The organism is Curtobacterium sp. ER1/6, from assembly GCF_001742745.1.
In the GTDB taxonomy this organism is placed as follows: Bacteria; Actinomycetota; Actinomycetes; order Actinomycetales; family Microbacteriaceae; genus Curtobacterium; species Curtobacterium citri.
In genome coordinates, this window is the sequence record NZ_MJAK01000002.1 from 124,601 (window position 1) to 141,388 (window position 16,788).

Here is a 16,788-nt window from a genome sequence, read left to right on the forward strand (position 1 = left end):
CGTCAGCCCTCCGGTAGAGCGTCGTCAGGAAGATCGTGCGGACCGGGTCGTTCGACGCGCTCTGGCAGGTGCACCTTCACGTTGTCCCACTCCGACGACTTCGGGTTGTGCACCTCGACCACTGGTCCCCCGGTTCCGCTGTCACGCCGGTACTGCACCCTCGTGCCATCTGGAAGGACCACCTGGATGCGATCTCGAGCGGTCCCGGTGACGAGCTTCCCGCCACGACTCAAGTCGCGCCACGCCGCCACGACCTCCTCGGGCGTGTCCACTTCTCGGTGCGGTTCGGTCTTCCCCGGACGACCGATCGAACGGATGTGCTCGTTCGCCTCCGGCCCGGTCATCGGCCCGACCGCATCCGTCATGATGCCAGCGCCACCGGCGACCTCGCGCGGCCTGCCGGTGAGTGGATCGTGCACCCAGGACCACGCGTCGGCGTCCGCCTGCGCCATCCGTTGCCGCATCGCGTCCGCCGGGGTCTGCTTCGCGGTGTCACCGCTCAGACCGAACAGGATCCCGAGGAGCTCGAGCGCGGACAGTCCGGCGGCCGCACTCCCCGCCCCGGCGGCCGTGCCGCCGGCCGCGCCGAGCCACGGCCACGGGAACTGGAACGGCGTCGAGGGGAACCCGGGGAGCGGCATCGGCGCCACCAGGCTCGCGTTCCGGACGTCGGTCTCGTCGGTGGCGAGCCCGTCCGTCGAGTCCCCGCCGTCGATCCGACCGATGCGGGAGGCCAGGTCGCGCTGCCACTCCCGCCACTGCTCGTTCCACGCATCCGCCGCCGATCGGAGGGCGGCGTCCTCGGCGGCGAGGCCGGGAACCTGCCGCCACGGCGTCGCCGCCGACGGTGGGTCAGCCAGCGAGGCGTCGTGCTGCGCCACGGCATCGCCGATCCCTCCCGTGAAGGACGCGATCCGTTCCACCAGGGCAGTCCGCCGGGAACGGAGGTCGGCGAACTCGAACGATGCCGTGTCGAGGAGCCGGTGCAGGGCCGTGACGCTGTCGGCCAGGCCGTCGGCTGCATCGCTGGACCGGCGGGTCATCGCGGGCATCGCCTCGCTCACCCCGGGCATCGCGAAGACCGACGGCACGGCGGCCCAGGAACGGTCGCCGTTCGCGGCAGCGGTTCGGACGCGCTCCCCAGCAGTGCTCGCCACACCGGCTGCGGCGACGACCGCCGCCATGTCGAGACGGATCTCGTCGAGGAGCCCCGCGGTCACCGGCGCGTTCACCGGACGGCGCCCCGCTCGGCCCGGACGGCCATGTCCGCGTCTGCTTCGTCCACCGCGGCCAGGGCGACGCGGCCGACCGCACTGACCGCCGCGAGGTGCGCGCCGATCCGCGGTGCGGTGGCCGAGCGCGCAGCGGCGAAGGACGAGACGGCCGATGCGATGACGTCCGAACCGCTCGCCGCCGAGGTGACGGCGTCCAGCGCCTCGGCCAGTGCCCCCGCCCGTTCGGCGACGTCCTCGGCCGCGCCGTGGACGTCCGCGACCGTCCGTTCGGTCGCCCCTCGGTCGACCCGGTACTGCTCCCCCATCGAGACCCCCGTGCTCGTGATGTTTCAGCGTTCGGCCAGCACCGTAGCAGACGGGAGGCACGGTGCGGGCCCGCACCGTGCCTCCCGTCCGCCCGCTGGTCGCGTCCGCGACGCAGGCCGGGCTACGCGACCGTGTCGAAGATCGGACCGACCGTCCGCGAGCGCTTGAGCTCGAAGAAACCGGGGTACTTCGCGACGGCGACGACGCCGTCCCACAGGTCCACCGCTTCCTGTCCCTTCGGCGCCGGGGAGATGACCGGGCCGAAGAAGGCCGTGCCCTCGACGGCGATCACGGGCGTCCCGACGTCCTGGCCGACGCGATCGATGCCCTCCTGGTGGCTCGCGCGGACGACCTGGTCGACCTCGTCGGTCCAGGCGTACTCGAGCAGGTCGGCGTCGAGGTCGAGCTCGCGGAGCACGGCCGGGACGACCTGCTCGGGGTCGGACTCCTGGCGGTGGTGGACGTGCTCGCCGAGCGCGTCGTACAGCGGCTTGACGATCTCCTGGCCGTGGCGGAGCGCCGCGGCGGTGACGATCCGCGGGTAGAGCTGTCCCTTGTGGATGCGCTCGCGGTACTCCTCGGGGATGTCCTGGTCCTCGTTGAGGACGAACAGGCTCATCACGTTCCAGGTCACGTCGAGGTCCCGGTGGCGGGCGACCTCGTCGACCCAGCGGCTCGTCATCCAGGCCCAGGGGCAGTTCGGGTCGAACCAGAACTCCACAGCGGTGCGGGCGGTCTCGGTGTTGTCCACAGCAGTCTCGGTCACGGTGCGAGCGTACGCGCGCTCGCTAGGCTGATCCCATCGTCCCGACGGCGCACGACGCCGTGCCGGGACTCCCCCTCACCGCGGACATCGATCGTCCGCGCCGCAAGCGAAGTTGGAGCGTCCGTGCCCGGAGAGAACCTCACCAGAACCGAAGCCCAGGAACGTGCCGCGGTCGTCGCCGTGCAGACGTACGACGTCGAGCTGGACCTGACCCGCGGCGCCGAGACGTTCGGCAGCACCACGCGTGTCCGCTTCACCGCGACGCCCGGCGCCTCGACCTTCATCGACGCGATCACGAAGGCCGTGCACTCGGTCGAGCTGAACGGTGCCGCGCTCGACGTCGCCGCGGTCAACGACGGTGTCCGCATCCAGCTGGACGGGCTGCAGGAGCAGAACGAGCTCGTCGTCGTCGCCGACGCGCTCTACACGAACACGGGCGAGGGCCTGCACCGCTTCGTCGACCCGGTCGACGACGAGGTCTACCTGTACTCGCAGTTCGAGGTGCCGGACTCCCGCCGCATGTTCGCGGTCTTCGAGCAGCCCGACCTCAAGGCCGAGTTCACCTTCACGGTGACGGCCCCGGCCCGCTGGCAGGTCGTCTCGAACGCCCCGACGCCCGAGCCGCACGTCGACGGCGAGGTCGCGACGTGGGTCTTCCCCGCGACGTCCCGCATCTCGAGCTACATCACGGCGCTGATCGCCGGTCCGTACGAGGTCGTTCGTGACGAGCTGACCAGCCGCGACGGCCGGACGATTCCGCTCGGCGTCTTCGCGCGTCGCTCGCTCGCCGAGTACCTCGACCCGGAGTACGTGTTCGAGACGACGAAGAAGGGCTTCGCGTACTTCGAGGAGAAGTTCGACGTCGCCTACCCGTTCGAGAAGTACGACCAGCTGTTCGTGCCGGAGTTCAACGCCGGCGCGATGGAGAACGCGGGTGCGGTCACCTTCACCGAGACCTACGTGTTCCGGTCCAAGGTCACCGACGCCATCAAGGAGCGCCGGGTCGTCACGATCCTGCACGAGCTCGCGCACATGTGGTTCGGCGACCTCGTCACGATGAAGTGGTGGAACGACCTCTGGCTGAACGAGTCGTTCGCCGAGTGGGCCTCCACGATCGCCACGGCCGAAGCCACCGAGTGGACCGAGGCGTGGACGACCTTCCAGGCCATGGAGAAGTCCTGGGCCTACCGGCAGGACCAGCTCCCCTCGACGCACCCGATCGTCGCGACGATCAACGACCTCGAGGACGTCCAGGTCAACTTCGACGGCATCACGTACGCGAAGGGCGGCTCCGTCCTCAAGCAGCTCGTGGCGTGGGTCGGCATCGACGCGTTCTTCGCGGGCGTCTCGGCGTACTTCAAGAAGCACCACCACTCGAACACCGAGCTCCGCGACCTGCTCGTCGAGCTCGAGGCGACGAGCGGCCGCGACCTGTCCGAGTGGTCGCAGCTGTGGCTCGAGACCGCCGGCGTGAACACGCTGCGCCCCGAGATCGAGGTCGACGAGGCCGGCGTGATCACGTCGTTCGCCGTCCTGCAGGAGGCCCCGGCGGACCACCCGACGCTCCGCCCGCACCGGCTCGCGATCGGCGTCTACGCCTTCCAGCAGGACGCGGACGCACCGTTCGGCGCCGACACCGCTTCGTCCGGCGGCAAGCTCGAGCGTGCGCACCGCGTCGAGATCGACGTCGACGGCGCCCGCACCGAGGTCCCCGAGCTCGTCGGCGTGCACCGCGGCGACCTCGTGCTGCTCAACGACGACGACCTGGCGTACGCCAAGATCCGTCTCGACGAGCAGTCCCGCCGCACGGCGATCGAGCACCTCGCCTCGATCGCGAACCCGCTCGCCCGCTCGATCGTCTGGGGCGCGATGTGGGACGCCACACGCGACGCCGAGTCGCCCGCGAGCGACTACGTCCGCCTGGTGCTCGGCAACATCGCCACCGAGACCGAGTCGACGACGATCCGCACGACGCTGTCGCAGCTGCTGCTCACCGCTCGGAACTACGTCGCCCCGGCGAAGGTCGACGCCACCGTCCGCACCGTGGGCGACACGCTGTGGCAGCTGGCCGCGTCGGCTGAGTCCGGGTCGGACGCTCAGTTCCAGTTCGTGAAGTTCTTCGCGCAGATCGCCTCGACGCCGGAGCACGTGACCACGCTGCAGGGCCTCCGGGACGGTTCGGTCACGCTGCAGGGTCTCGAGGTCGACACCGACCTGCGCTGGGAGCTGCTCGAGGGCCTCGTGCTCGCGGGCGCCGCCGGTGACGCCGAGGTCGACGCCGAGCTGGCCGCGGACAAGACCGCATCGGGCGAGCAGGCCGCCGCGCGTGCCCGTGCGACGATCCCGACCGCCGAGGGCAAGCTCGCGGCGTTCACGTCGCTCGTCGACTCCGACGAGCTGCCGAACGCGATCGTCCGGCAGACCACCGTCGGGTTCCAGCACACGAACAGCCCCGTCGTCCTCGAGGGTCTGGTGTCCCGCTACTTCGACGCCCTCACCCGCATCTGGGCGGAGCGCAGCTACCACATGGCCGACACGATCGTCACCGGGCTCTACCCGGCGCCGCTCGCCTCGGTCGAGCTCCGCGACGCGGCGAACGCCTGGCTCGAGGCGCACCCGGAGACCCCGGCGCTGCGTCGCATCGTGACGGAGAACGTCGCCGGCACCGAGCGGGCGCTGCGGGTCCAGGCGGCCGACGCCTGATCGGAGCGGAACACGCTGCTGGCGGGCGGGGCCTCGGTGATCCTCACGGGACACCGAGGCCCCGCCCTCTAGCATCGTCCGGATGGTGAACTCGGCAGCGAACACGACCGACGACGTCTCGAAGTGGGCGTCGAACGCCTTCACCCAGTTCGTGGACACCTGGCAGACCCCGATCACGATCGTCATCACGATCCTCGTGGCGATCATCGTCCGGCTGCTGCTCCGTCGCACGATCAAGCAGGTCGTCGACCGGATCGTGAACGGCGTGAAGAAACGGCAGGGCGCCGACGACACCCAGGCGCTCATCGCCTCGCCGGTGCAGACCGCCCGCGTGGTGCAACGGACCCGCACGCTCGGCAGCGTGCTCGAGAACCTCGCGACGGTGGTCATCGCCGTGATCGCGCTCGCGATCATCATCTCCACGTCCTTCCCGACGGCGGCGGTCGGCATCGTCGGTGGTGCCTCGGTCGTCGCCGCGGGCCTGGCGGTCGGCGCGCAGAGCATCGTGAAGGACCTGCTGTCCGGGGTGTTCATGATCCTCGAGGACCAGGCCGGCGTCGGCGACGTCGTGGACACCGGCCCCGCGACCGGCGTGGTCGAGAACGTCGGCCTGCGCGTCATGCAGATCCGCGACGTCAACGGCATCCTGTGGTTCGTCCCGAACGGTCAGATCCTGCGCGTCGGCAACCTGTCGCAGGGGTGGTCACGAGTGCTCGTCGACATCACGGTGCCCTACGACACCGACATCGACGCCGTGCAGGACGCACTCCTCCGCACGGCGGTCGCGATGTCGCAGGAACCCCGCTGGCGGCAGCGGATCGTCGAGAAGCCCGAGATCTGGGGGCTGCAGTCCATCACCGACGCCGGCATGGTGTTCCGGCTCGTCGTGAAGACCCGCGCGTCCGAACTCGACGTCGTCGGTCGCGAGATGCGCGTCCGCCTGAAGCGCGCCGTCGACGAGCTCGGCGTGACGCTGCCGGCGATGGCGATGATCATGCCCGAGGGGTGGGAGAACGCCACCTCCATCAACGGCCTGCGCACCGTGCGCACCCAGCCGACGCCGGCACCCACCAAGTCCCGCGGGAAGCGTGGGAACCTGTTCGGGCGGGCCATCCGCACCGACGACCAGGAGTCCGGGAAGGACCACCAGTGAGCGACCCCTCCACGCCCGTGCCCGGCCAGCCGATCACGCTGCGTGTGGGGCTGGGAGGCGCCGCCGCCACCGGGTCGCTGTACGAGCGGATCGGCGGCGCGCCGACCTTCGACCGGCTCGTCCGACGGTTCTACGAGGGCGTGCAGCAGGACGACGTCATCTGGCCGATGTACCCGGCCGACGACCTCGAGGGTGCGATCTGGCGGCTGTCCGCGTTCCTCCAGCAGTACTGGGGCGGCCCCGGGACCTACAGCGAGGAGCGCGGGCACCCCCGGCTCCGGATGCGCCACAACCCCTTCCGGATCACCTCCGAGGCCCGCGAGCGCTGGCTGCACCACATGCACGACGCCGTCGAGTCGCTCGAGCTGGCTCCGATGGACGAGGCCGAGCTGTGGGCGTACCTCGACCGTGCGGCGCACGCGATGACGAACACCTTCGACTGACGGTCGCGTCGCGTCGCGTCGCGACGCGTCTCGGCCCGGTGGTGGCCGTCGTGATCGACCGGACGCGACCACGGGGCGGACGGGAGGCACGGGCCGCGCCCGCTACGCGCCTCCCGTCCGGCTGGTGGCTGCGGTGGAGTCCACGACGCGGCCTCCGGCCCATCCGCCGTGCGGTCTACCGGACGTACGAACCGTCGGCCAGGTCCTCGAGCAGGGACGGCCGCGACGGTCGCCAGCCGAAGGCCGCACGTGCATGCGCGCCGGACGCCTCCTGGTGCAGGAGCAGCGCGTCGGCGAAGTCGGTGCCCAGACGCTCCCGGCTGGCCTCGACGCTCTCGGCGACGACGGGGGAACCGTGCGCCCCCGCCTCGGCGATCTCGCGCACGGTCGGGTTGGCCCCGCTCGCCGCCACGACGTACCCGTCCTGCTCACCGCGGTGGACGGCCAGGACGTAGAGCTCGGCGAGGTCGTCGACGTGCACGGTCGTCCAGCGCTGCGAACCGTCGCCGACGAGCCGCACCTCGTGCTCCCCGTCCCCGACGAACATCGCCGGGATCCCGGCGCCCCGGCCGTGCACGATGCCCGGCGCGACGATCGTGGTGCGGACGTCGCTGGCTCGCACCGTCGCCTCGATGGGAGCACGCCACGCGGTGAGCGCCGGCGGCGAGACGGGCGACTGCTCGGAGATGTCGGTGGAGTCACCGAACGTGAAGATGCCCCCGGTGTGGACGAACGGTCGAGCCGAGCCGGAGAACGCCTCGAGCACGGTCGCCGTGAACCCGGGGTCGACCGACTCGGCCGACGCCGTGTGCACGACCGCGTCGGCGTCGTGCACGAGACGACGGACGCCGTCCGTGTCCGTCACGTCGCCGACGACCGCACTGCCGCCGGCGTCGCGGACCGCCTGCGCCTTCTGGTCGGACCGGACGAGTGCGGTCACCCGGTCGCCGTGGGCGACGAGGGCGCGGAGGACGGAGGAACCGATGTAGCCGGACGCGCCGGTGAGGAAGACCTGCATGCAGTCACCCAACCACGACCGCTCCGGCGCCGGGGTGCGGGCGGACCACCTGTGGACGGAGGGCCGACACCCACGGGAACCGGTCGTCGACCGGTGTCAGTCGGCGAGGCCCCAGGCGCGCCGCTTGACCAGCACGTGACCGCGGGAGGTCGTCAGGCGACTCCACCGACCGGCCTCGAACAGCCGCACCGGGTCGTGGCCGAGGAAGCCGAGGCTCTCCCCCGCGAACCCGGCGGCGGCCGGCACGTGCTCGATGCCGGGTACCGGGCGCCCCCACACCTCGGCACGGATGCGGCGCACGATCGCATCCCCGGCGTTGGACGGCACGGCGTCGGCGACCTCGGCGATGCCGTCGCGGGCGGCACGGCGGAGCAGCTCCGGCGAGATGTCGGGCAGCGGCACCCACCCGCCGCGGGGCGGCGAGATCGCAGCCCAGGTGACGGTGTTGACCTCGTGCGGCAGCTCGACCTCGACCGGGGTGGCGCGGGTCGGGTCCGCGCCGTCGGCACCGGCGGCGTCCTGCTCCTCGGCAAGCACGCGGAGGCGTTCCTGCAGCGAGGCGAGCGGCACGACCGCGTCGATCGTGACCGGCTGCGTGAGCGAGAACGTCCGCAGCCCGAGCACCGTCGGCAGCTCGTCGAGCAGGCCGAGCGGGTAGAGGATCGCCGTGTAGACCGCCAGGACACGCGAGTCCGCGATGAGCCGGACCGATCCGTCCTCGATCCGGGCGGCCCGCCCGAGGTAGGTGCGGAGGTCACCGAGCGAAGCGGTGTCGGGAAGCGTGAACGAGGTGCCCATGTCGCCACCGATCCTACCGGCGGCGGGTTCGTAGACTGCGGGTGTGAACGGCGAACCCGACTTCCTCAGCACCCTCCGCCTGCAGGACACCGGCGCGAGCACGGGTGAGACGATCCTGACGGGTGCCAGCCACTGGTCGCCCGGTGGACGGGTCTTCGGCGGCCAGGTGCTCGCGCAGTGCATCGTCGCCGCCCAGCACACCATCGATGACCGCGACATCCACTCGATGCACGGCTACTTCCTGCGGCCGGGCGACACCGAGCTGCCGATCACCTTCGCCGTCGAGCGGATCCACGACGGTCGCTCGTTCGCCACCCGGCGGGTGCAGGCGTACCAGCGCGGGGTGCCGATCTTCTCGATGATCGCCTCGTTCCAGCGCCCGGACGAGGGCGTCGAGCACCAGGACCCCTTCCCCGTGGACGTCCCCGAGCCGGAGACCCTGCCGTCCGCGGCGTCGATCCTCTCGGCGATCGACCACCCGGTCGCGCAGGCCTGGGCGGCGCGGTCGATCGACCTCCGACACGTCGAGGGACCGGTGTTCGTCGACGTGCAGGGCGAGCGGGTGCCCCACCAGGCGGTGTGGTTCCGGGTCGAGGGAGCGCTGCCCGCGGACCCGGCCCTGCACCGTGCCGTGCTCGGGTACGCGAGCGACATGTCGATCCTCGAGCCGATCATGCGGCGGCACGGCGTCGCCTGGGGCACCCCGGGCGTGAAGAGCGCGAGTCTCGACCACGCCATGTGGTGGCACCGGGACGCTCCGGCCGACGAGTGGGTGCTCTACGCGCAGGAGTCACCGAGTGCGCAGGGCGGGAGGGGGCTCGCCTTCGGCCGGATGTTCGCGCGCGACGGACGGCTGCTCGCGTCGGTGGCGCAGGAGGGCATGCTGCGCGTCCCGCGCTGAGCGGCGGCGCGCGCCGGGCGCTTCCGCTACGGGCGGGCGAACACGACCGGCGGCTCGGTGTACGGCGCGCACGCGGCACGTTCGGCATCCGTCAGCCGGCGCGGGCGCTCCGTGGCCGCGTCGACCATCACCAGGGCCGTGGTCGCCCGGGTGTAGAGGACGGCGGGCTCGACGCCTGCGGGTGACCACACCTCGTACGAGACGTCGATGCTCGCTCCACCCGTGCGCCCGATCCACAGCTGCACGTCGAGCGGACGCCGCTGGTACGGGATCGAGGCGAGGTACTCGAGCCGCTGGGCCGCGATCACCGTCATGGTGCCCGACCCCGGACGACCGTCGATGATCGGCGCCGCGAGGTCGCCGTCCTCGTCGACGTCGGACGGGTCGTGTCCCCAGAACCCCGCGATGCGCGCCTCCTCGAGGAGGCGCAGCACCGCGGAGTTGTTGACGTGCCCGTACGCGTCGATGTCACTCCACCGCAGGCGGATCGGAACGTGGAGCCTCGCCACGGATCAGTCGCGCGTGAGCTTGCGGTAGGTCGCCCGACCCGGCTTCGCGGCGTCGGCACCGAGACGCTCGACCTTGTTCTCCTCGTACGCCTCGAAGTTGCCCTCGAACCAGTACCAGTTCGGCGTCCCGTCCTCGTTGAGGCCCTCCCACGCGAGGATGTGCGTCGCGATGCGGTCGAGGAACCACCGGTCGTGGGTGATCACCACGGCACAGCCGGGGTACTCGAGCAGCGCGTTCTCGAGGCTGCCGAGCGTCTCGACGTCCAGGTCGTTCGTCGGCTCGTCGAGGAGCAGGAGGTTGCCGCCCTGCTTCAGGGTCAGCGCGAGGTTCAGACGGTTGCGCTCACCACCGGACAGGATGCCGGCGCGCTTCTGCTGGTCCGGCCCCTTGAACCCGAACTGCGACACGTAGGCGCGCGACGGGATCTCCGTCTTGCCGACCTGGATGTAGTCGAGTCCGTCGGACACGACCTCCCACAGGTTCTTGTTCGGGTCGATGCCACCGCGGCTCTGGTCGACGTACGAGATGTCGACGGTCTCGCCGACCTTCAGCGAGCCGCCGTCGAGCGGCTCGAGGCCGACGATCGTCTTGAAGAGCGTCGTCTTGCCGACACCGTTCGGACCGATGACGCCGACGATGCCGTTGCGGGGCAGCGTGAAGGACAGGTCGTCGATGATGACGCGCTCACCGAAGGACTTGTGGAGCTTGTCGGCGTCGATGACCTGCGACCCGAGACGCGGGCCGACGGGGATGACGATCTCCTCGAAGTCGAGCTTCCGCGTGCGCTCGGCCTCCGACACCATCTCCTCGTAGCGGGCGAGACGGGCCTTCGACTTCGCCTGGCGACCCTTCTGGTTGCTCCGCACCCAGTCGAGCTCGGACGAGAGACGCTTCGCGAGCTTCGCATCCTTCTTGCCCTGGACCTCGAGTCGGGCACGCTTCTTCTCGAGGTAGGTCGAGTAGTTGCCCTCGTACGGGTAGAGGCGGCCTCGGTCGACCTCGGCGATCCACTGCGCGACGTGGTCGAGGAAGTACCGGTCGTGGGTCACGGCCAGGACGGCGCCGTGGTACTGCTGCAGGTGCTGCTCGAGCCAGAGGACGGACTCGGCGTCGAGGTGGTTGGTGGGCTCGTCGAGGAGGAGCAGGTCGGGCTTCTGCAGCAGGAGCTTGCAGAGGGCGACGCGACGCTTCTCACCACCGGAGAGGTGGGTGACGAGCTCGTCCCCCGGCGGGCACTGGAGCGCGGCCATGGCCTGCTCGAGCTGCGAGTCGAGGTCCCATGCGTCGGCGGCGTCGATGTCCTCCTGCAGGGTGCCCATCTCGGCCAGGAGGGCGTCGAAGTCGGCGTCCGGCTCGGCCATCAGCGCGGAGATCTCGTTGAAGCGGGTGATCTTCCCGTGGATCTCGCCGACGCCCTCCTGCACGTTCTCGAGGACGGTCTTCGACTCGTCGAGCTCCGGCTCCTGCATGAGGATGCCGACGGTGAAGCCCGGGGTGAGCTTCGCCTCGCCGTTGGACGGCTGGTCGAGACCCGCCATGATCTTCAGGATCGTCGACTTGCCGGCACCGTTCGGCCCCACGACGCCGATCTTGGCGCCGGGGAGGAACGACATCGTGACGTCGTCGAGGATCAGCTTGTCGCCGACCGTCTTGCGGGCGCGGACCATCTGGTAGATGTACTCAGCCATATCGCGTCGAGTCTACTGACCCCGGTGCTGATCGCGCTCCCCCCGGCCGACCGGCTCGGTCCGAGGTGCCGGAACCCGCACGGGGGATGTTGCACTGGCCGACTCCGACGTAGCGTGTCCCCGCTCGTCCACCACGAGTACCGATCGACCGACCACCGAAGAGGATCAGGACATGTACACGGAACGCCTTCGACGACTCACGCTCCCGCTCGTCGCTGCGACGGCGCTCGTCGTCGCCCTCGTCGCGCCGGCCTCGCCCGCGCACGCCGGACCGACCGCGCACGGCAAGCCGTACCTCACCTACACCGCCTTCCTCGTCGAGAAGGGGACCGGCACGGGGTACTCGTCGTACATCAACGTGCACGACGCGAACAACAACGCTCTCTCGGTCGGTATCCAGTCCGACACCGGCTCGACGGAGAGCAAGGGCCAGCCGCGGTTCATCTGGGAACGCGTGCAGAACGGCAAGTTCACCTACGGCTACATGAGCGCTGCGTCCCACGCCAAGCAAGCCGTCGGGATCCGCTGGTACAAGAACAACGTCGCGGCGATCATGCTGAAGGGCAAGACCGTCGGGACGATCGACATGAAGCTGCAGGGACGCCTGTTCTTCAACGCCGAAGCGAACGCGCGGCTCAACGGGGACACCGTCAACTCGCAGGTCAACACCATCGCGATCACCGTCGGGGACACCGCGAAGAACACCGGCCTGGCCGGCAAGTGGAACACGAGCTTCTCGTTCCACGGCCTGCAGGCACGGCAGACGAACGCGCCAGCGGTGCAGGGCGCCGCCTTCGTGATCTCCGGGAAGGTCAGTGGTCTGCCGCGTGGTGGGAACTGGGACACGACGGAGGTGGCCGGCATCGCGATGATCGCGCAGCGCTGGTGAACCGACGGCGCGTGCGGGGCGGGGGCTCCGCACGCGCTGGCACCGCCGCCGCGTCACGCTGCGTCACGTCCTTCGACGAGCGCGGGATCGTCCGGCCCGGACGGCGCTGAGGACGGCGGCGTGAAGTCACCGCCGAGGGCCGCCGCAGCGTGGCGTGCCGCGTCGGCAGGGTCGGGCAGCTCGTCGTCGGGGGCGACAGCGCCGTCGACGCCGTCGAGATCGTCCGCACGGGACGGTTCCACACGCTGGTCGGCCGTGCCAGGACCACGGAGTTCGCCCGTCCGGGGGTCCACGGACGCCGGCAGGTCGCCCGGCACCGCCGTCGACTCAGTGCTGTGTCGCGGCACCCGGATCCAGTTGCTGATGCCCCAGGCGAGGTCGTGTCCGATGCCCTCGGCATCGATCTCGACGGAGGTCCCGCCGCGACCGTCCCGTTCCCAGCTGCGGATGCGGACGCGCCCCGTGACGACGATGCGGTCGCCCTTCTTCAGCGACTTGTGGACGTTCGCGGCCAGGGAGCGGAACGCGGTGACCGTGAACCAGTTGGTGGTGCCGTTGGTCCAGGACGAGGTGCTGCGGTCCCAGCGACGGGACGGGGACGCCAGGCGCATGCTCGAGATGGCGATGCCGGTGTCGGTGACGAGGTGGCGGGGTTCGGTCGCGACGATGCCGCAGACGGTGATCGTGTCGTTCATGACTCGATCGTCGGCGAGGGCCGGGGCGCACCAGCGCCCCGGCCCTCGTCCTGTGACCGGTCTTCTCGATCAAGTCGGCTGTGCAGGAGGAGTCCCCCGCGCCTCCAGACCGACCGTGGTCAGTGCGCGCGGAACTCGGGCCGGTCGGCGAACGGACCGAGCGCCGCGTGGACCGCCTCCTTGGCGGACCCGAGCGACGGGTAGGTGCCGCCTCGTCCGGTCCGACCGTAGAGCTCGACGTGGAACCCGTCCGACGCGCGGCGGATGCTCCCGACCGCGCCCGCCGGACCGACGGCCACCCAGGTCCCGGTGTCGTCCATCATCGTTCGACCACCTCCTCGTGGCCCCGGCGCCGCGTCCTAGGACGCCAGGATGTACTGACTGTAGGCCTTGCGGACCTTGTTCACCTTGGGGAGCGCGACCGCCATGCAGTAGCCCTGGCCCGGGTTCTTGGCGAAGAAGTCCTGGTGGTACTCCTCCGCACGGAAGAACGGCCCGGGCGCCTCGATCGTCGTGACGACGCCGCCGTCCCACATCGTGCCGGCGCGGTCGATCGCCCGACGGAACAGCGCCTCCTGCTCGGCGTCGGCGGGGAACATCGCGGACCGGTACTGCGTGCCCACGTCGGCACCCTGTCGGTTCAGCTGCCGCGGGTCGTGGAGCGTGAAGAAGACGTCGAGGACGACGTCAGCGGGGATGACGGACTCGTCGAAGGTGACCGCGACGGCCTCGGCGTGCCCGGTCGTGCCGGTGCAGACCGCCTCGTAGGACGGAGCGTCGGTGGTGCCGCCGATGTAGCCCGACACCACGTCCTGCACGCCCTGGAGCGTGCGGTACACCGCGTCGAGACACCAGAAGCAGCCACCTGCGAGCACGAACGTCGTCATGCGCAGAACCTACCTCGCCGGGCTCGTGGCGGACCGTGAACGGGGTCGTCGTCCTGCACGGCGTGTGCTCCCCCACGTGTCCTCCACCGCGCTGCACGACGCCCTCGGGAGTGTCGGTGGTCGCCCGTACCGTCACTGGTACACCACACGACAGACCACCAGGAGGCACCAGTGCAGCTCAGCGCCGATCTCGCGTTCCGCTCCCGCCCGACGCCCGTGGCGCGGAGCCGAGGCGACCTCCGCATCCTCGACGTGCGCGACGACCTCAGCCGGGTCACGCGGGCGAACGGCGAGATCGTCGGGTACGTCGACCGCCTCGACGTCGCCGGCGGCACGGCGTACCGCGCACGGCGGTACGTCGCCACCGAGCGCCGGTTCGTGGAGCTGCCGAACGCGTGGTCCGCGGACGACGCGGTCGACTTCCTCCGCTGGGGCTGAGGCGCACGAGCCCCGACGGCACGGCACGGGCGTCCCACCGGTCGGGATCGGCGGAACGCCGACGGGCCTGCGCTGATCGTGCCCGTGCGCTGCGTAGGGTTCGCCCATGGACTGGTGGAACGACCTGACCGACTGGACGGCGTCCGACACGGGATGGCGGGTGCTCTCCGGAGCGATCATCCCCTTCATCGCGATCGTCGTGGCCGGGGTGATCGCCGCCCTGATCGGACGTGGGGCGACGAAGCGCGTCGTCGCACTGCACGACCGGGAGAGCCGGAACGCCGCCGTCGCCGGGATCGTCTCGGTCTCGCGGAAGGCATCGCGGTGGGGTGCACTCGGACACGAGGAGCGGGCCTACACGGACCACCTCGCCGAGGACGCCGACATCCGCCTGCGCATGCTGCCCGTCAGCGGCGCGGCACTCGCGGCCGACTGGGCGCAGCACGAGATCGCCGACATCAAGCGCAATTCGTCGACCTTCACGTCGACGGACCAGTCGCTCGGCGAACTGCGCGACCGTCTGCTCGAGTGGAACGCCCGGCCCAACCGCGCGCGCAAGCTGTTCAAGTCCGACCTCGAGCGCTGGAAGTTCGACTCGCCGGACCCGGACGCCGAGTTGATCGGCCGTCAGCAGGACTGGAACGCGAACCAGCAGCAGAAGCGCGGTGCAGCCGCGGACGCCCACGAGCCGTCCCAGCCCGCCACACCGACCACGACAGCACTGCGCCCCACGCTGCAGCAGCAGCAGCCCGTCGTCGCCCCCTCTGCGCCGGTACCGGGGCCGGGGCCGGGGCCGGCCGACCGTGACCAGGACGCCACGACCCCGATCAACGACCTCCGCCCCGACCCGGACAACCGCACCCGCCCGTACGGCCAGGGCGAGACCGTGCCGCTCGACGGCGCTCCGATCCGACCGCCGCTCGGCTCCCCCATCGCCCCGGGTCGACCGAGCACCCCTGCTCCCGCCGCACGGAACGACGTCGGTGGCCAGGACGCGAACGCCCGCGACGCGGACGCCCGCGACGTGGATGCGACCGACCAGGACCGCACGCCGTCGTCACCCCGCATCGCCAGTCCCACGGCGGCGGACGCACACGTGAACCGTGCCTCCGGATCCGCAACCGGCCTCGACCGGACGGCAGACCAGGACACCCGCCCGGGCGACGCGGACGACCCGGCGGCGGAGCGGGACGACGAACCGTCGCCGTACACGCAGCCGATCAGCGCCAGCGAGCTGCGACGCCGAGCCGGCGACGACGACTGAACACGACGACCACTGCCGGTCCGGCCTGAGGCCGACCGGCGCGAGACCGACCGGCGCGAGGCCGCCATCCGAGGGGATGGCGGCCTCGTCCGTTCCGGTGCCCCCGGCAGGAATCGAACCCGCGGCACGGTGGGTAGAAACCACCTGCTCTATCCACTGAGCTACGGAGGCCGGCGGCGACGATCCTACCGCCGTCGGTCGCCGAGGGGCCGCACGGAGGACGCGTGCTCGGGTCCTCCGGTCGGGAACGCGCAGGGGCGCGACCGGAGGACCTGCGTCGCGGAAGGTTCGGCACGCGTCTTCCTGCAGTTCGTCTCAGGGTCACCGCCCCTCCGTACGGTCCCGGTCATGCGCTCCTCCGGATCCGTCGTGGCGATCATCCCGGCACGGGCCGGTAGCAAGGGCATCCCGGGCAAGAACCTCCGCACGGTCGGCGGCCGCTCCCTCGTGCGCCGCGCGGTGGACGCCGCCCGGGCCGCTGGGACGATCGACGCCGTGGTCGTCTCCACCGACGGCGACGCGATCGCGGCTGAGGCAGCAGACGCCGGAGCGACCGTGGTCCGGCGTCCGACGGAGCTCGCCGGCGACGAGGCCTCGTCGGAGTCCGGCCTGTTGCACGCGCTCGACGTCCTCGGGACGGACGGCACCGCGCCCGAGGTGGTCGTCTTCCTGCAGGCGACCTCGCCGTTCGTGGACCCGGCCGACCTGGACCGTGCGGTCGACCGCGTGCGGTCCGGCGCCGCGGACGTCGTGTTCGCCGCGACCCCGTCGCACGCGTTCCTGTGGCGGGCGGCTGCCGACGGCAGTGCGGTCGCGGTCAACCACGACGCCGCCACCCGACCGCGTCGGCAGGACCGTGAGCCGGAGTACCGCGAGACGGGCGCCTTCACCGTCTTCCGTGCGGATGCGTTCCGGCAGCACCGGCACCGCTTCCACGGACGGGTCGAGTTCGTGGTCGTCGACCCCGTGCTCGCCGTCGACGTCGACGACCTCGCCGACCTCGCCCACGCCGAGGCCCTCGCCGCCCGCGCCCACGCGGACGCCCTCGCCACCCACTGACCGAGCACCGCCCACACACCCCGACCGCGAACGGA

At 71.2% G+C, this 16,788-nt stretch carries 18 protein-coding genes and 1 tRNA gene; 8 read left to right on the forward strand and 11 right to left on the reverse strand.

Going from position 1 to position 16,788, the window contains the following annotated elements:
• Positions 1-2 precede the first annotated feature (2 nt).
• From Cus16_RS04930 to Cus16_RS04940, 3 genes are all read right to left on the reverse strand, one after another.
• A complete protein-coding gene (locus Cus16_RS04930; RefSeq protein WP_141718818.1) occupies positions 3-1,220 on the reverse strand; it encodes a hypothetical protein in 1,218 nt (405 codons plus the stop codon).
• A gap of 8 nt (positions 1,221-1,228) precedes the next feature.
• Positions 1,229-1,540 carry a hypothetical protein gene (locus Cus16_RS04935; protein WP_069711546.1) on the reverse strand — a complete coding sequence of 104 codons (312 nt, stop codon included), beginning with the start codon at positions 1,538-1,540 and terminating at the stop codon, positions 1,229-1,231.
• A 122-nt stretch (positions 1,541-1,662) separates the two neighbouring features.
• Positions 1,663-2,223 carry a disulfide bond formation protein DsbA gene (locus Cus16_RS04940; RefSeq protein ID WP_262982034.1) on the reverse strand — a complete coding sequence of 187 codons (561 nt, stop codon included), beginning with the start codon at positions 2,221-2,223 and terminating at the stop codon, positions 1,663-1,665.
• Between the two features lie 207 nt (positions 2,224-2,430).
• Here Cus16_RS04940 and pepN point away from each other — a divergent pair, with 207 nt between their 5' ends.
• The 3 genes from pepN to Cus16_RS04955 all read left to right on the forward strand — a co-directional run bounded on the left by pepN (position 2,431) and on the right by Cus16_RS04955 (position 6,606).
• Positions 2,431-5,010: an aminopeptidase N gene (pepN, locus tag Cus16_RS04945; RefSeq protein ID WP_069711548.1), complete on the forward strand. Its 2,580-nt coding sequence runs from the start codon at positions 2,431-2,433 to the stop codon at positions 5,008-5,010.
• An 82-nt stretch (positions 5,011-5,092) separates the two neighbouring features.
• Positions 5,093-6,163, forward strand: coding sequence for a mechanosensitive ion channel family protein (locus Cus16_RS04950; RefSeq protein ID WP_223246528.1), 1,071 nt, complete (start codon positions 5,093-5,095; stop codon positions 6,161-6,163).
• A 32-nt stretch (positions 6,164-6,195) separates the two neighbouring features.
• On the forward strand, positions 6,196-6,606 hold the full coding sequence (locus Cus16_RS04955; protein ID WP_289457903.1) for a globin: 411 nt from the start codon (positions 6,196-6,198) through the stop codon (positions 6,604-6,606).
• 175 nt (positions 6,607-6,781) lie between these two features.
• Here the strand turns inward: Cus16_RS04955 and Cus16_RS04960 are convergent, their stop codons facing one another.
• Both Cus16_RS04960 and Cus16_RS04965 read right to left on the reverse strand, forming a co-directional pair.
• Complete coding sequence (locus tag Cus16_RS04960) at positions 6,782-7,624, reverse strand: NAD(P)H-binding protein (RefSeq protein WP_069711549.1); 843 nt, start codon at positions 7,622-7,624, stop codon at positions 6,782-6,784.
• 96 nt (positions 7,625-7,720) lie between these two features.
• Positions 7,721-8,422 (reverse strand): hypothetical protein, encoded by a 702-nt coding sequence (locus tag Cus16_RS04965; protein ID WP_069711550.1) that lies wholly within the window; start codon positions 8,420-8,422, stop codon positions 7,721-7,723.
• Positions 8,423-8,465: 43 nt separating this feature from the next.
• On the opposite strand from Cus16_RS04965, the gene Cus16_RS04970 reads away from it, so the two are divergent.
• A complete protein-coding gene (locus Cus16_RS04970) occupies positions 8,466-9,323 on the forward strand; it encodes an acyl-CoA thioesterase (protein ID WP_069711551.1) in 858 nt (285 codons plus the stop codon).
• A gap of 26 nt (positions 9,324-9,349) precedes the next feature.
• On the opposite strand, the gene Cus16_RS04975 is transcribed toward Cus16_RS04970, so the two are convergent.
• Both Cus16_RS04975 and ettA read right to left on the reverse strand, forming a co-directional pair.
• Complete coding sequence (locus Cus16_RS04975; protein WP_069711552.1) at positions 9,350-9,832, reverse strand: acyl-CoA thioesterase; 483 nt, start codon at positions 9,830-9,832, stop codon at positions 9,350-9,352.
• A 3-nt stretch (positions 9,833-9,835) separates the two neighbouring features.
• Positions 9,836-11,521 carry an energy-dependent translational throttle protein EttA gene (gene ettA / locus Cus16_RS04980; protein ID WP_069711553.1) on the reverse strand — a complete coding sequence of 562 codons (1,686 nt, stop codon included), beginning with the start codon at positions 11,519-11,521 and terminating at the stop codon, positions 9,836-9,838.
• A 172-nt stretch (positions 11,522-11,693) separates the two neighbouring features.
• Here ettA and Cus16_RS04985 point away from each other — a divergent pair, with 172 nt between their 5' ends.
• The gene (locus tag Cus16_RS04985; RefSeq protein WP_069711554.1) at positions 11,694-12,410 is read left to right on the forward strand and encodes a hypothetical protein; all 717 of its coding nucleotides are present in this window, start codon (positions 11,694-11,696) and stop codon (positions 12,408-12,410) included.
• Positions 12,411-12,463: 53 nt separating this feature from the next.
• Here Cus16_RS04985 and Cus16_RS04990 read toward each other — a convergent pair whose 3' ends face one another.
• The 3 genes from Cus16_RS04990 to msrA all read right to left on the reverse strand — a co-directional run bounded on the left by Cus16_RS04990 (position 12,464) and on the right by msrA (position 13,992).
• Positions 12,464-13,105: a single-stranded DNA-binding protein gene (locus tag Cus16_RS04990; RefSeq protein WP_069711555.1), complete on the reverse strand. Its 642-nt coding sequence runs from the start codon at positions 13,103-13,105 to the stop codon at positions 12,464-12,466.
• 119 nt (positions 13,106-13,224) lie between these two features.
• A complete protein-coding gene (locus Cus16_RS04995; protein ID WP_069711556.1) occupies positions 13,225-13,428 on the reverse strand; it encodes a hypothetical protein in 204 nt (67 codons plus the stop codon).
• A 36-nt stretch (positions 13,429-13,464) separates the two neighbouring features.
• Entirely contained in the window at positions 13,465-13,992 is a 528-nt protein-coding gene (msrA, locus tag Cus16_RS05000) for a peptide-methionine (S)-S-oxide reductase MsrA (protein ID WP_069711557.1), read from the reverse strand.
• A 171-nt stretch (positions 13,993-14,163) separates the two neighbouring features.
• Here msrA and Cus16_RS05005 point away from each other — a divergent pair, with 171 nt between their 5' ends.
• Both Cus16_RS05005 and Cus16_RS05010 read left to right on the forward strand, forming a co-directional pair.
• Positions 14,164-14,430, forward strand: a complete 267-nt coding sequence (locus tag Cus16_RS05005) for a hypothetical protein (protein WP_069711558.1) — start codon at positions 14,164-14,166, stop codon at positions 14,428-14,430.
• 106 nt (positions 14,431-14,536) lie between these two features.
• Positions 14,537-15,694, forward strand: a complete 1,158-nt coding sequence (locus Cus16_RS05010; RefSeq protein WP_069711559.1) for a hypothetical protein — start codon at positions 14,537-14,539, stop codon at positions 15,692-15,694.
• A gap of 98 nt (positions 15,695-15,792) precedes the next feature.
• On the opposite strand, the gene Cus16_RS05015 is transcribed toward Cus16_RS05010, so the two are convergent.
• Positions 15,793-15,865 (reverse strand) — tRNA-Arg (locus Cus16_RS05015).
• Positions 15,866-16,042: 177 nt separating this feature from the next.
• Here Cus16_RS05015 and Cus16_RS05020 point away from each other — a divergent pair.
• Positions 16,043-16,753, forward strand: coding sequence for a cytidylyltransferase domain-containing protein (locus tag Cus16_RS05020; RefSeq protein WP_069711560.1), 711 nt, complete (start codon positions 16,043-16,045; stop codon positions 16,751-16,753).
• The last annotated feature ends 35 nt before the right edge of the window (positions 16,754-16,788 follow it).

Coding starts and splice junctions, on each gene's coding strand:
- Cus16_RS04935 (WP_069711546.1), bottom strand. CDS start 1,540: ATGGGGGAGCAGTACCGGGTCGACCGAGGGGCGACCGAACGGACGGTC.
- Cus16_RS04940 (WP_262982034.1), bottom strand. CDS start 2,223: ATGACGAGCCGCTGGGTCGACGAGGTCGCCCGCCACCGGGACCTCGAC.
- Cus16_RS04950 (WP_223246528.1), top strand. CDS start 5,093: ATGGTGAACTCGGCAGCGAACACGACCGACGACGTCTCGAAGTGGGCG.
- Cus16_RS04960 (WP_069711549.1), bottom strand. CDS start 7,624: ATGCAGGTCTTCCTCACCGGCGCGTCCGGCTACATCGGTTCCTCCGTC.
- Cus16_RS04965 (WP_069711550.1), bottom strand. CDS start 8,422: ATGGGCACCTCGTTCACGCTTCCCGACACCGCTTCGCTCGGTGACCTC.
- ettA (WP_069711553.1), bottom strand. CDS start 11,521: ATGGCTGAGTACATCTACCAGATGGTCCGCGCCCGCAAGACGGTCGGC.
- Cus16_RS04985 (WP_069711554.1), top strand. CDS start 11,694: ATGTACACGGAACGCCTTCGACGACTCACGCTCCCGCTCGTCGCTGCG.
- Cus16_RS04990 (WP_069711555.1), bottom strand. CDS start 13,105: ATGAACGACACGATCACCGTCTGCGGCATCGTCGCGACCGAACCCCGC.
- Cus16_RS04995 (WP_069711556.1), bottom strand. CDS start 13,428: ATGATGGACGACACCGGGACCTGGGTGGCCGTCGGTCCGGCGGGCGCG.
- msrA (WP_069711557.1), bottom strand. CDS start 13,992: ATGACGACGTTCGTGCTCGCAGGTGGCTGCTTCTGGTGTCTCGACGCG.
- Cus16_RS05010 (WP_069711559.1), top strand. CDS start 14,537: ATGGACTGGTGGAACGACCTGACCGACTGGACGGCGTCCGACACGGGA.
- Cus16_RS05020 (WP_069711560.1), top strand. CDS start 16,043: ATGCGCTCCTCCGGATCCGTCGTGGCGATCATCCCGGCACGGGCCGGT.